The sequence below is a fragment of the Pseudomonas sp. 31 R 17 genome (genome assembly GCF_900004915.1).
Classification (GTDB): Bacteria; Pseudomonadota; Gammaproteobacteria; order Pseudomonadales; family Pseudomonadaceae; genus Aquipseudomonas; species Aquipseudomonas orientalis_A.
In genome coordinates, this window is the sequence record NZ_CVTN01000075.1 from 160,403 (window position 1) to 173,993 (window position 13,591).

Here is a 13,591-nt window from a genome sequence, read left to right on the forward strand (position 1 = left end):
CGTTCGGCCAGCGTGGTTTAACGGGGCGCCTGAGATCAAGATCAAAAGCAGATCAAGATCAAGAGCGACTCGCTTCGCATCGTGGTTACGGTTGGGTGCTACGGAGGTGTGTAGATACCTATGCCCCGATGACGCCGGCCCAGCCAACACAAGACTCAGCGCTTGGGCAAATACGCAGGCAGATAAAGCCCCACATACGCATCAAACACCCGCATCCCTTCCTGCGCCATGCGCGGCGTAATCTGCCCATGCTGATGCACCGAGCGCGCATACACGCGGTCGCTCAATTCAAGCGCCAGGGCGAACACATCCACATCGCTCGGTAGTGTCGGCACTTCAAAGTGGCGGTTGAATACCGCCAACATCAGATCGCCCAGTTCCAGGTCATGCTGACGATCCGCCTGGGTCACTTCAGTCAACCCATGCTGGGCCAGGATCAACTGGCGCGCGGCGGCGTCGTGGCTGTAGATGGCGAGCATGCGCTGCTCGACGATGCAGGACAGGTCGCGCCAGGTCTTGAGCGAGTCGTGTTCGATGGGCGCCTGGATGGCCGCGCGAAAAGCGGCGTGCACATCGGTCGTCAACGCCTCGAGCAGTGCCGGCACGCTGGCGAAAAAGTGGTACACCGACGATGGCGGGATCTGCGCCCGTTCGGCCACGCTGTAGATCGACAAACCGGCCACGCCTTCGGCCGCCAGCAAGGCGCGGGCGGCGTCAAGGATCGCGTCGATCCGCGCTTGACTGCGGGCGCGGGGTTTGCGAGGGGCGGCGGTTGTCATGGAAGTCTCCTACAAGGCAGCGGGCATTGTATGAGCAGGAATCTTTGTTGTCTGCCAGACCGCCATCGGGGGCAAGCCCCCTCCCACAGTTAGATCTGTGAATACATTCAAGTGTGGGAGGGGGCTTGCCCCCGATGAGGCCGACTCGGACTCCCTGGATAACCCCATAAAAAAACGCCACAGACCCTCAAGCCTGTGGCGTTTCTTCACTGCCGCAACCGCTTACACGGTATGCAGGTACCAGTTGTACTCGAGGTCGGAGATGGAGTGTTCGAACTCCTCCAGCTCGCTTTCCTTACAGGCGACGAAGATATCGATGTATTTGGGATCGATGTACTTGGCCATCACCTCGCTGTCGTCCAACTCGCGCAGGGCATCGCGCAGGTTGTTCGGCAGGCTCTGTTCGTTCTGCTCGTAGCTGTTGCCTTCCACGGGCGCGCCCGGTTCGATCTTGTTGGTCAGGCCGTGGTGCACGCCGGCCAATACCGAAGCCATCAGCAGGTAAGGGTTGGCATCGGCGCCGGCCACGCGGTGTTCGATGCGCACCGCATCGGACGAGCCGGTCGGTACGCGAATCGCCACGGTGCGGTTGTCCAGGCCCCAGCACGGCGAATTCGGCACGTAGAACTGTGCGCCGAAACGGCGGTAGGAGTTGACGTTGGGGCACAGGAACGCCATCTGGGCGGGCAGGGTCTCGAGCACACCGCCGATCGCGTGACGCAATGCGGCGTTCTGCTCGGGATCCTCGCTGGCAAAAATGTTCTTGCCGTCCTTGTCCAGAATGGAGATGTGCACGTGCAAACCGTTGCCTGCCTGGCCTGGGTAAGGCTTGGCCATGAAGGTGGTGTCCATCTCATGGTCGTAGGCGATGTTCTTGATCAGGCGCTTGAGCAGTACCGCGTAGTCGCAGGCCTTGATCGGGTCGGCGACGTGGTGCAGGTTCACTTCGAACTGCGCCGGGGCACTTTCCTTGACGATGGCATCGGCCGGGATGCCTTGCTCCTTGGCGCCTTCCAGAATGTCCTGGAGGCAGTCGACGTATTCGTCGAGGTCGTCGATCAGGTAGACCTGTGTCGAATGCGGGCGTTTGCCGGAGATCGGCGAGCGCGGCGGTTGAGGGCGGCCGTTCACGTTCTCCTGGTCGATCAGGTAGAACTCAAGCTCGAAGGCGGCGCAGATGGTCAGGCCCATGTCGTCGAACTTGCTCACGACTTGGCGCAGTACTTCGCGTGGATCGGCGAAGAAGGGTTCACCTTCGAGTTCGTGCATGGTCATCAGCAGTTGCGCGGTAGGGCGCTTTTGCCAGGGTTCATTGCACAGGGTGTCGGGGATTGGATAACAGATTCGGTCAGCATCGCCGATGTCCAGGCCCAGGCCGGTGCTTTCCACCGTCGAGCCATTGATATCCAGGGCAAATAAAGAGGCAGGCAGGTTAATGCCCTTCTCGTAAACCTTGTGGAGGCTGGTGCGTTCGATGCGCTTGCCGCGCACCACACCATTCATATCCGCAATTAGAAGGTCTACGTACAGAACCTCAGGATGATCCTTAAGGAACGCGTTCGCTTCGTTAAGCTGAACGGCACGCGGGGGTACCGACATGATGCAACACCTTTGTTGTTAAAAATATCAATCATTGATCTTTTCTGGTTTCAGTCAACCCGAACGGCATGCCGAAGTCAAGCGAGGCCTTTTTTGCCCTAAAAAAGCGCCGTGGCGCCTTTTTTGGGGCTTTTTAGAGCGGTTTTTTGGGTTTCAGGGTCTTGGGACCAGCCGGCTTGAGCGGGCCGTGTTGTATTTTTTACGGGGGTGTTGTGTAAGAAAATGAACAAGGCTAAGCTCGATTCAAACCCATAACAGCAATAATATCGGGGTGCTTCATGTTTCACCTGCCACCATTGGGTGTCTATGCCTGCTTGAACCGGGCGTTGTCCGCATTCCTCTCGTCCCGCGTCAAAGCCCACGCACCGGCTAATATTCTTGACGGCCCGTCCGGCCTCTTCTTTGCCATTTCATCCGCCACTGACAAGCCCTTGTCCACCTCGCCGATCAAAATTGCACACAACTTTGGCGTGAGGAATGCAACGTTGCAGCAAATGGCAGGTAAGCTCCTACCCTGAATGAACACACGACGCGGATGCTGCGTCAACCAACGCCTGGCCTTTAACGGATGCCAGGAAACCCAGCCCAGAGGCATTTATGAGTAACAACCTCGACCAGCTCACCGATTGGTTGAAAGACCACAAGATCACAGAAGTCGAATGCATGATTGGCGACCTCACCGGCATCACCCGGGGCAAGATCTCGCCGACCAACAAGTTCATCGCCGAAAAAGGCATGCGCCTGCCCGAAAGCGTTCTGTTGCAGACCGTGACCGGCGACTATGTCGAAGACGACATCTATTACGAATTGCTCGACCCGGCCGACATCGACATGATCTGCCGCCCCGACCAGAACGCGGTATTCCTGGTGCCCTGGGCCATCGAGCCGACCGCCCAGGTGATCCACGACACCTACGACAAGCAAGGCAACCCGATCGAGCTGTCGCCGCGCAACGTACTCAAGAAAGTCCTCAAGCTCTACGCCGACCGTGGCTGGCAGCCTATCGTGGCGCCGGAGATGGAGTTCTACCTGACCAAGCGCTGCGAAGACCCGGACTTCCCGCTGCAACCGCCGATTGGCCGTTCCGGTCGCCCGGAGACGGGGCGCCAGTCCTTCTCTATAGAAGCCGCCAACGAATTCGACCCGCTGTTCGAAGACGTCTATGACTGGTGCGAACTGCAGGAGCTGGACCTCGATACCTTGATCCACGAAGACGGCACCGCCCAGATGGAAATCAACTTCCGTCACGGCGATGCGCTGTCCCTGGCCGACCAGATCCTGGTGTTCAAGCGCACCATGCGTGAAGCCGCGCTCAAGCACAACGTGGCCGCCACCTTCATGGCCAAGCCCATGACCGGCGAGCCCGGCAGCGCGATGCACCTGCACCAGAGCATCATCGACATCGCCACCGGCAAGAACGTGTTCTCAAACGAAGACGGGAGCATGAGCCAGTTGTTCCTCAACCATATTGGCGGCCTGCAGAAATTCATCCCCGAGTTGCTGCCTTTATTCGCCCCCAACGTGAATTCATTCCGCCGCTTCCTGCCCGACACCTCGGCGCCGGTGAACGTGGAATGGGGTGAAGAAAACCGCACCGTGGGCCTGCGCGTACCGGATGCCGGGCCGCAGAACCGCCGCGTGGAAAACCGCTTGCCGGGCGCCGACGCCAACCCGTACCTGGCGATTGCCGCCAGTTTGCTGTGTGGCTACATCGGCATGGTCGAAGGCCATAACCCGAGCGCACCCGTGGTGGGCCGTGGTTACGAGCGGCGCAACCTGCGCCTGCCGCTGACCATCGAGGACGCCCTGGAACGCATGGAAAACAGCAAGACCATCGAAAAATACCTGGGTCAGAAATTCATCACAGGCTACGTCGCTGTCAAGCGGGCCGAGCATGAAAACTTCAAGCGCGTGATCAGTTCGTGGGAGCGGGAATTCCTGCTCTTCGCCGTCTGATGCGCCGGGCGCGCCTTCATATGGCGCGCCCTTCACCGAAAATTCCAGGAGATCGGTATGTCCAGCAACAACCCGCAAACCCGTGAATGGCAAGCCTTGAGCAATGATCACCACCTCGCGCCGTTCAGCGACTTCAAGCAATTGAAAGAGAAAGGCCCAAGGATCATCACCAAAGCCCACGGCGTTTACCTGTGGGACAGCGAAGGCAACAAGATCCTCGACGGCATGGCCGGCCTGTGGTGCGTGGCGATCGGTTACGGTCGCGATGAACTGGCCGACGCCGCCGCCAAACAGATGAAAGAACTGCCGTACTACAACCTGTTCTTCCAGACTGCCCACCCGCCGGTACTCGAACTGGCCAAAGTCATTTCCGACGTCGCACCGGCCGGGATGAACCACGTGTTCTTCACCGGTTCCGGCTCCGAAGGCAACGACACCATGTTGCGCATGGTCCGCCACTACTGGGCGATCAAGGGCCAGCCGAACAAGAAAACCATCATCAGCCGCAAGAATGGCTACCACGGTTCCACTGTGGCCGGCGCCAGCCTGGGCGGGATGACCTATATGCATGAGCAGGGCGACCTGCCGATCCCGGGCATCACCCACATCGCCCAGCCGTACTGGTTTGGCGAAGGCGGCGACATGAGCCCTGAAGAATTCGGGATCTGGGCCGCCAACCAGTTGGAAGAGAAGATCCTGGAACTGGGCGTGGACAACGTCGGTGCCTTTATTGCCGAGCCGATCCAGGGCGCCGGTGGCGTGATCGTGCCGCCTGACAGCTACTGGCCGCGCATCAAGGAAATCCTCGCCAAGTACGACATCCTGTTTGTCGCCGACGAAGTCATCTGCGGCTTCGGCCGTACCGGGCAGTGGTTCGGCAGCGATTTCTACGACCTCAAGCCACACATGATGACCATCGCCAAGGGCCTGACCTCCGGCTACGTCCCCATGGGCGGCCTGATCGTACACGACGACGTGGTGGCCGTGCTCAACGAAGGCGGCGATTTCAACCACGGTTTCACCTACTCCGGGCATCCGGTAGCGGCGGCGGTGGCCCTGGAAAACATCCGCATCCTGCGCGATGAAAAAATCGTCAGCCGCGTGCATGAAGAAACGGCACCGTATTTGCAGAAACGTCTGCGGGAACTGGCGGACCATCCACTGGTGGGTGAAGTGCGCGGTGTGGGCATGCTCGGTGCGATCGAGCTGGTGCAGGATAAGGCCACGCGCAAGCGCTACGAAGGCAAAGGCGCCGGCATGATTTGCCGAACCTTCTGCTTCGAAAACGGCCTGATCATGCGCGCCGTGGGCGATACCATGATCATTTCGCCGCCGCTGGTGATCAGCAAGGCTGAAATCGACGAGCTGGTGACCAAGGCCCGCCAGTGCCTGGACCTGACGTTGGCGGCATTGCAGGACTGAGTAGATAAATGTGGGGGCCGGTTGAAAGGGGGCCCCCGAACTTGCCAGACTGTCGTCCTGTTTTGTTGCCCTTTGGCTGGGCCCGAAACATTTACTACGTGCGGCCCAAAAAGAAAAAATCGGAGCATGACCCAATGAAGGCATTAGGTTTGAAAAACGCTGGCAAGACCCTCCTCGCCTTGTCCCTGATGGGCGCAATGGCGGGCGTGGCCCAGGCGGACAATAAAGTCCTGCACGTCTACAACTGGTCCGACTACATCGCACCGGACACCATCGCCAACTTCGAAAAGGAGTCGGGCATCAAGGTGGTGTACGACGTGTTCGACAGCAACGAGACCCTGGAAGCCAAGTTGCTGGCAGGCAAGTCCGGCTATGACATCGTCGTACCGTCGAACAACTTCCTCGCCAAGCAGATCAAGGCCGGCGTGTACCAGGAGCTGGACAAGTCCAAGCTGCCCGAGTACAGCAACCTGAACAAATCCCTGCTCAAGGCCGTGTCGGTCAGCGACCCGGACAACAAGCACGCGTTCCCGTACATGTGGGGCTCGATCGGTATCGGCTACAACCCGGAGAAGGTCAAGGCCGCGCTGGGCGTGGACAAGATCGAGTCGTGGGATGTGCTGATGAAGCCGGAAAACATCGCCAAGCTGAAAAGCTGCGGCGTGAGCTTCCTCGATTCGCCGACCGAAATGCTGCCGATCGCGCTGCATTACCTGGGCCTGCCGACCGACACCCAGAAGAAAGCCGACCTCAAGCAAGCCGAAGACCTGTTCCTGAAAATCCGTCCTTCGATTGGCTACTTCCACTCGTCCAAGTACATCTCGGACCTGGCCAACGGCAACATCTGCGTGGCCGTGGGTTACTCGGGTGACATCCAGCAGGCCAAGTCCCGTGCGGCTGAAGCCGGTGGCAAGGTCAAGGTGGCCTACGACATTCCTAAAGAAGGCGCCGGCAGCTTCTTCGACATGGTCGCCATCCCTAAAGATGCTGAAAACGTCGAAGCCGCCTACGCGTTCATGAACTACCTGCTCAAGCCGGAAGTGATGGCGTCGATCACCAACAGCGTGCGCTTCCCGAACGGTAACGAGAAAGCCACCGCACTGGTCGACAAAGACATCACCAGCGACCCGGGCATCTACCCACCAGCGGACGTGCAGGCCAAGCTCTACGCCATTGCCGACCTGCCGGCTGCAACCCAGCGTGAAATGACCCGCAGCTGGACCAAGATCAAATCGGGCAAGTAACGTAAAAAACCTGTAGGAGCGAGCTTGCTCGCGAAAAAATCAAGAGCGCTGCGGGGTGCCTGATGCCCCGCATGATCGTTGACGACCTTCGCGAGCAAGCTCGCTCCTACAGTTAAATGACAGAAAGTTTTTGCCGGATCGGTTTATCGAGGGTAAGTTGCGCGCCGGTTTGTTGCCGGGCAACAACTTCGGGCCCAACTATTTAAGAGGACCTCCACTTGCCAATTTCTTTATTTCGCAAAGCCTTGCTGGTGGGTGCAGGTATCACGCTGGCTGTCAGCGTGCAGGCCGCACCGACTGTGCATGTTTATAACTGGTCGGACTACATCGGCCCCGACACCCTGGCCAATTTCGAAAAGGCCACCGGCATCAAGCCCGTGTATGACGTGTTCGATTCCAACGAAACCCTGGAGGGCAAGCTGCTCGCCGGGCGTACCGGCTACGACGTGGTGGTGCCGTCCAACCACTTCCTGGGCAAGCAGATCAAGGCCGGGGCGTTCCAGAAGCTCGACAAATCATTGCTGACCCACTACGCCAACCTCGACCCGGCGTTGCTCAAGCGCCTTGAGAAAAACGATCCGGGCAATGCGTACGCCGTGCCGTACCTGTGGGGCACCAATGGCATCGGTTACAACGTCGACAAAGTGAAGGAGGTACTGGGCGTCGACAAGATCGACTCCTGGGCCGTGCTGTTCGAGCCGGAAAACATGAAGAAGCTCGCCAGCTGCGGTGTTTCATTCATGGATTCGGCGGATGAAATGCTGCCCGCAGTCCTCAACTACATGGGCCTGGACCCGAACAGCACCAACCTGGCCGACTACAAGAAGGCCGAGGAGAAGCTGCTCAAAGTCCGCCCCTACGTGACTTACTTCCATTCCTCCAAATACATCTCGGACCTGGCCAACGGCAATATCTGCGTGGCCGCCGGGTTTTCCGGCGATGTGTTCCAGGCCAGGGCACGTGCCGCCGAGGCGGGCAAAGGCGTGAACATCGCCTACGCGATTCCCAAGGAAGGCGGCAACCTGTGGTTTGACGTGCTGGCGATCCCCAAGGACGCCACCAACGTCAAGGAAGCCCACGCGTTCATCAACTATTTGCTGCAACCTGAGGTGATCGCCCAGGTCAGTGATTACGTCGGTTACGCCAACCCCAACCCAGGGTCGGACTCACTGATGGAGCAATCGATACGCACCGACGCAGCGGTTTACCCACCGCAGGCGGTACTCGATCGGACATTCGTCAACGGCGAGCTGCCCCCGACCGTGCAGCGTTTAATGACCCGTAGCTGGACCAAGGTCAAGACGGGCAAGTAAGGCTCAAACTATCCAAGTTCGCTCACCTGGGGCGAACTGCAAATTTGTTGGGAGTTTCGTAAATGGCAGTTGCCTCCGGCGCCTATAAGAAAGCCCTCGAGGGCGACCAGACACCGAAGAAGGTGCTGGTCAAAATCGACCGGGTCACGAAGAAGTTCGACGAGACGATTGCCGTGGACGATGTGTCCCTGGAAATCAAGAAAGGCGAGATCTTCGCCTTGCTCGGCGGCTCGGGTTCGGGCAAGTCCACCCTGCTGCGCATGCTGGCAGGCTTCGAACGCCCGACTGAAGGTCGTATATACCTCGATGGTGTGGACATCACCGACATGCCGCCCTATGAGCGGCCGATCAACATGATGTTCCAGTCCTACGCCCTGTTTCCGCACATGACCGTGGCGCAGAACATCGCGTTCGGCCTGCAACAGGACAAGATCCCCAAGGCCGAAGTGGATGCCCGCGTGGCCGAGATGCTAAAGCTGGTGCAGATGAGCCAGTACGCCAAGCGCAAGCCGCACCAGCTGTCCGGTGGCCAGCGCCAGCGTGTGGCATTGGCCCGCTCCCTGGCCAAGCGTCCGAAACTGCTGTTGCTCGATGAGCCGATGGGGGCGCTGGACAAGAAGCTGCGCTCGCAGATGCAACTGGAGCTGGTGGAGATCATCGAACGCGTCGGCGTGACCTGCGTGATGGTGACCCACGACCAGGAAGAGGCCATGACCATGGCCGAGCGTATCGCGATCATGCACCTGGGCTGGATCGCCCAGATCGGCAGCCCGATCGACATCTACGAAACACCTACCAGCCGCCTGGTGTGCGAGTTCATCGGCAACGTCAATATCTTCGACACCCAAGTGGTGGACGATGCCGAAGGCCACGCCGTGCTCAAGTGCCCGGACCTGGACCGCGACATTTACGTGGGCTACGGCATCGCCACCTCGGTGGAAGACAAGTCGGTGACCTACGCGATTCGCCCGGAAAAACTGCTGGTCACCACCCAAATGCCGACCTGCGAGCACAACTGGTCCAGCGGCAAGGTGCACGACATTGCCTACCTGGGCGGACACTCGGTGTTCTACGTGGAACTGCCGAGCGGCAAGCTGGTGCAGTCCTTCGTCGCCAACGCCGAGCGCCGTGGCCAGCGGCCGACCTGGGGTGACCAGGTCTACGTATGGTGGGAAGACGACAGCGGCGTGGTACTGCGCTCATGAACATGAAGAAATTCAAGCGGCGCTTGGATCGCATAATCCCCAATGGCAAGCAGGTGGTCATCGGGATTCCCTTCCTCTGGCTGTTCCTGTTCTTCGCACTGCCGTTCTTCATCGTGTTGAAAATCAGCTTTGCCGAAGCCGATGTGGCGATCCCGCCCTACACCGAGATCTACACCTACGTTGAGCAGAAGCTGCAAGTGGTGCTGAACCTGGCCAACTACAGCTTGCTGGCGGGCGACGAGCTCTACATCGCCGCGTACCTGGGCTCGCTGAAGATGGCCTTTTTCAGCACGCTGCTGTGCCTGCTGATCGGCTACCCGATGGCCTACGCCATCGCCACCGCACGCAAGGAAATGCAAACCGTGCTGGTGTTGCTGATCATGATGCCGACCTGGACCGCGATCCTGATCCGCGTCTATGCGTGGATGGGCATCCTCAGCAACAACGGCTTGCTCAACGGCTTCCTGATGTCCATGGGGCTGATCAACGAACCGCTGCAGATCCTCAACACCAACATCGCGGTGTATATCGGCGTGGTCTATTCGTACCTGCCGTTCATGATCCTGCCGCTGTACGCCAACCTGGTCAAACATGACCAGAGCCTGTTGGAAGCGGCGTCGGACCTGGGCTCAAGCACCTTCAACAGCTTCTGGAAAATCACCGTGCCGCTGTCCAAGAACGGCATCATCGCCGGGTGCATGCTGGTGTTTATCCCGGTGGTGGGCGAGTTCGTGATTCCTGAACTGCTCGGCGGCCCGGAAACCCTGATGATCGGTAAAGTGCTGTGGCAGGAATTCTTCAACAACCGTGACTGGCCGGTGGCGTCCGCCCTGGCGGTGGTGATGCTGGCGATCCTGATCGTGCCGATCATCCTGTTCAACCGCAGCCAGGCCAAAGAGCTGGAGGGCAAGATATGAAGCGCTTTCGTTTCTCCAGCTTCATGCTGGTCGTGGGGTTGCTGTTCATTTACCTGCCGATGCTGATCCTGGTGATCTACTCGTTCAACGAGTCCAAGTTGGTGACGGTGTGGGGCGGCTGGTCGATCAAGTGGTACGTGGGCCTGCTGGACAACACCCAACTGATGGGCTCGGTGGCGCGCTCCCTGGAAATCGCCTGCTACACGGCGGTGGCGGCCGTCGCGCTGGGGACGCTGGCGGCGTTCGTGCTGACGCGCATCAGCCAGTTCAAGGGCCGCACGCTGTTCGGCGGCCTGGTCACGGCGCCGCTGGTGATGCCGGAAGTGATTACCGGCCTGTCGCTGTTGCTGCTGTTCGTGGCCATGGCGCAGATGATCGGTTGGCCTCAGGAGCGTGGCATCGTCACCATCTGGATCGCCCACACGACGTTCTGCGCGGCGTATGTGGCGGTGGTGGTGTCGGCGCGCCTGCGTGAGCTGGACCTGTCGATCGAAGAAGCCGCGATGGACCTGGGCGCACGGCCGTGGAAGGTGTTCTTCCTGATCACCATCCCGATGATCGCGCCATCGCTGGCGGCGGGCGGCATGATGTCGTTCGCGCTGTCCCTGGACGACCTGGTACTGGCCAGCTTCGTGTCGGGGCCGGGTTCGACCACCTTGCCGATGGAAGTGTTCTCGGCGGTGCGCCTTGGGGTCAAGCCCGAGATCAACGCGGTGGCGAGCCTGATCCTGTTGGCGGTGTCGCTGGTGACCTTCCTGGTGTGGTTCTTCAGCCGCCGTGCCGAAGAACACCGCAAGAAAGCCATCCAGCAAGCCATCGAAGAAGCCGCAGCGGATGGCTGGCAGCAGCCGGACAAGCGCCGCGCCCCAGCCCCGGTCTAACTGCCGGAACTGGGTAAAAATGTGGGAGGGGGCTTGCCCCCGATAGCAGGGTGTCAGCCAGCTAATCTTTGGCTGACACTCCGCTATCGGGGGCAAGCCCCCTCCCACATTTGATTGCATTTCAGGCTGGTTAAGCTGACCACGGCGACTGGCGAATCACCTCGACAAAGTTCATCGGCTTGAACCCCGGCTCCTGATCCACCAGCACATCGGTCTTCACGTTGCCAAACGTGGTCTGCGGGCGATGGCGCAGGCCGTCGGCGAACGCGCAGATGATGCATTCCTTGAACCCCTCACCGCGTGGATGCGCATGCACCACCGCTTCGCGCTGCACCGTGGAAAATGCGGCGTAGTCCATGCCCAGCACGTCCATCTCCACCCCGGCAGTCACCAGCGCCACGGTAGGGCGCAGATGCTGCGGCACGCCCGGCGTGGTGTGCAGAGCGATGGATAACCACACTTGTTCGATATCGTCGTCGCTCAGCCCATACGGCTTGAGAAAGGCGGCGGCCGCGTTGGCGCCGTCCACTTCGAAACGTTCATGGTCGCTGCGGTGGCCCTCCACCAGGCCGAGGTCGTGGAACATCGCGCCGACGTACAGCAGCTCCGGGTTGTAGGCCAGTTGCTTGCGCTCACCGCTCAAGGCGCCGAACAGGAACACCCGGCGCGAGTGGTGGTAGAGCAGGTCTGACTCAATGTCGCGGATATACTCGGTGGTGGCCCTGGCCAGGGCGCTGTCGGGGATTTTGATACCGGCGATGGTGGTGCTCATGGTGGCTCTCCTCTGGAAAGCTCCAGTCTCGTTGCGCGTGCGCGATGGAGCCATCGCAACGATGGAGCGTTCTCGGCCAATGTGCCACCACATCGCGCCAAGGCAAAATCGACTAGGGTAAGGCCTGCGACAATCCAAGTGTGGGAGGGGGCTTGCCCCCGATGAGGGAGTGCCAGTCGGCATCTGATGAACTGACCCACCGCTATCGGGGGCAAGCCCCCTCCCACAGGGGATTTGTGTTTATCCAGTTGGAAAAAGGTGTGCCTTCATGAGCAAAACTGTCGCCATCCTGATCTTCCCCGGTGTCCAGTCGCTGGATGTGACCGGGCCAATGGATGTGTTCTGCGAGGCCAACCGCTTCCTGGCGCCCGAAGCGCATTACCGCCTGGAAGTCATTGGCCTCGGCCACGGCACGATGGCGTGCTCGAACGGTTTGTCCTTGCAGGCGCACAAGCACTACAGCGAAGCCCTGCAACCCTACGACCTGCTGCTGGTCGCCGGTGGTCCGCAGTTGCCCTTTGAAGATTTCGGCCCCCGCTTTAATGACTGGCTGCGCGGCGCCGCTGCCAGGGCACAGCGCTTCGGCTCGATCTGCAACGGCGCCTTCATGCTGGCCCGCGCCGGCCTGCTGGACGGTAAAACCGTCACCACCCATTGGGGCGACGCCGCCGACCTGGCCCGGTTGTGCCCCTCGGCCCAGGTCGAGGCCGATCATTTGTATGTGCAGGACGGCAACCTATACACCTCGGCCGGGGTCACGGCGGGGATCGACCTATCGCTGTACCTGCTGGCCCAGGACCATGGCCCGGAAGTCGCATTGAGCGTGGCCAAGCGCCTGGTCGTGTTTACCCAGCGTTCGGGCGGCCAGTCGCAGTTCAGCCCGTTCCTCACGCCCCATGCCGAAGCCACCTCGGCGGTGGCGCTGGTGCAGTTGTACGTGCTGGCGAACCTGACCGGGGATTTGAGCATTGCCGACCTGGCCGGGGCGGCCAATATGAGCGCGCGCAATTTCTCCCGGGTGTTCGCCCGTGAAGCGCGGATCACGCCTGCGGAATTTGTCGAGAGGGCGCGCGTGGACGCGGCGCGGGTGATGCTCGAAAGCACTCATGCGCCACTGAAGACCGTGGCCTATCAATGCGGGTTTCGCGATGCCCAGCACATGCGCAGTGTGTTCAACCGCCGGCTGGGCGTGACGCCGCAGCAGTTCAGGCTCAACTTTGCCGTACATGTGGGAGGGGGCTTGCCCCCGATGGCGGTGGGTCAGTCACACATGTGCTGACTGACACTCCCTCATCGGGGCATAGGTATCTACACAATTTTGGTGCGACACCGCTCCTATGGCGAGGGAGCTAACGCGTATCTACCTGACGCTCCGAGGTCGAACTGTGGGAGGGGGCTTGCCCCCGATGGCGGCCTCTGGGCTGGCCAGGATGTTGGATCAGATTGAGTACATATCCGTTTCTGCGGTAACGGCTGCTTAGGGTTCCGCCCTGACGGCGGCTC

Annotated in this window: 11 protein-coding genes; 8 read left to right on the forward strand and 3 right to left on the reverse strand. The window is 60.1% G+C overall.

The features are described 5' to 3' along the window. Nucleotides 1–155: 155 nt before the first annotated feature. Together BFP89_RS19635 and BFP89_RS19640 are read right to left on the reverse strand one after the other, a co-directional pair. Nucleotides 156–779 (reverse strand): TetR/AcrR family transcriptional regulator, encoded by a 624-nt coding sequence (locus tag BFP89_RS19635; RefSeq protein WP_065887045.1) that lies wholly within the window; start codon nucleotides 777–779, stop codon nucleotides 156–158. Between the two features lie 222 nt (nucleotides 780–1,001). Further along, nucleotides 1,002–2,378 (reverse strand): glutamine synthetase family protein, encoded by a 1,377-nt coding sequence (locus tag BFP89_RS19640; RefSeq protein ID WP_003176781.1) that lies wholly within the window; start codon nucleotides 2,376–2,378, stop codon nucleotides 1,002–1,004. Nucleotides 2,379–2,975: 597 nt separating this feature from the next. Between BFP89_RS19640 and BFP89_RS19650 the strand changes: the two genes are divergently transcribed. The 7 genes from BFP89_RS19650 (at nucleotide 2,976) to BFP89_RS19680 (ending at nucleotide 11,316) form a co-directional block, all read left to right on the forward strand. After that, nucleotides 2,976–4,334: a glutamine synthetase family protein gene (locus BFP89_RS19650; RefSeq protein WP_057723413.1), complete on the forward strand. Its 1,359-nt coding sequence runs from the start codon at nucleotides 2,976–2,978 to the stop codon at nucleotides 4,332–4,334. 57 nt (nucleotides 4,335–4,391) lie between these two features. After that, nucleotides 4,392–5,756, forward strand: coding sequence for an aspartate aminotransferase family protein (locus BFP89_RS19655; RefSeq protein ID WP_065887047.1), 1,365 nt, complete (start codon nucleotides 4,392–4,394; stop codon nucleotides 5,754–5,756). 149 nt (nucleotides 5,757–5,905) lie between these two features. Next, complete coding sequence (locus tag BFP89_RS19660; protein WP_065887081.1) at nucleotides 5,906–7,000, forward strand: polyamine ABC transporter substrate-binding protein; 1,095 nt, start codon at nucleotides 5,906–5,908, stop codon at nucleotides 6,998–7,000. A gap of 218 nt (nucleotides 7,001–7,218) precedes the next feature. Then, nucleotides 7,219–8,313, forward strand: a complete 1,095-nt coding sequence (locus tag BFP89_RS19665) for a polyamine ABC transporter substrate-binding protein (protein ID WP_065887048.1) — start codon at nucleotides 7,219–7,221, stop codon at nucleotides 8,311–8,313. 62 nt (nucleotides 8,314–8,375) lie between these two features. Beyond that, nucleotides 8,376–9,518 (forward strand): ABC transporter ATP-binding protein, encoded by a 1,143-nt coding sequence (locus BFP89_RS19670; RefSeq protein WP_057723416.1) that lies wholly within the window; start codon nucleotides 8,376–8,378, stop codon nucleotides 9,516–9,518. After that, complete coding sequence (locus tag BFP89_RS19675) at nucleotides 9,515–10,435, forward strand: ABC transporter permease subunit (RefSeq protein ID WP_065887049.1); 921 nt, start codon at nucleotides 9,515–9,517, stop codon at nucleotides 10,433–10,435. The genes BFP89_RS19670 and BFP89_RS19675 overlap by 4 nt, the downstream gene beginning before the upstream one ends. Then, complete coding sequence (locus BFP89_RS19680) at nucleotides 10,432–11,316, forward strand: ABC transporter permease subunit (RefSeq protein WP_057723417.1); 885 nt, start codon at nucleotides 10,432–10,434, stop codon at nucleotides 11,314–11,316. The genes BFP89_RS19675 and BFP89_RS19680 overlap by 4 nt, the downstream gene beginning before the upstream one ends. Nucleotides 11,317–11,446: 130 nt before the next feature. On the opposite strand, the gene BFP89_RS19685 is transcribed toward BFP89_RS19680, so the two are convergent. Continuing rightward, the gene (locus BFP89_RS19685; RefSeq protein ID WP_065887050.1) at nucleotides 11,447–12,088 is read right to left on the reverse strand and encodes an HD domain-containing protein; all 642 of its coding nucleotides are present in this window, start codon (nucleotides 12,086–12,088) and stop codon (nucleotides 11,447–11,449) included. A 268-nt stretch (nucleotides 12,089–12,356) separates the two neighbouring features. Between BFP89_RS19685 and BFP89_RS19690 the strand changes: the two genes are divergently transcribed. Then, nucleotides 12,357–13,367 (forward strand): GlxA family transcriptional regulator, encoded by a 1,011-nt coding sequence (locus tag BFP89_RS19690; protein ID WP_065887051.1) that lies wholly within the window; start codon nucleotides 12,357–12,359, stop codon nucleotides 13,365–13,367. Nucleotides 13,368–13,591: the final 224 nt, after the last annotated feature.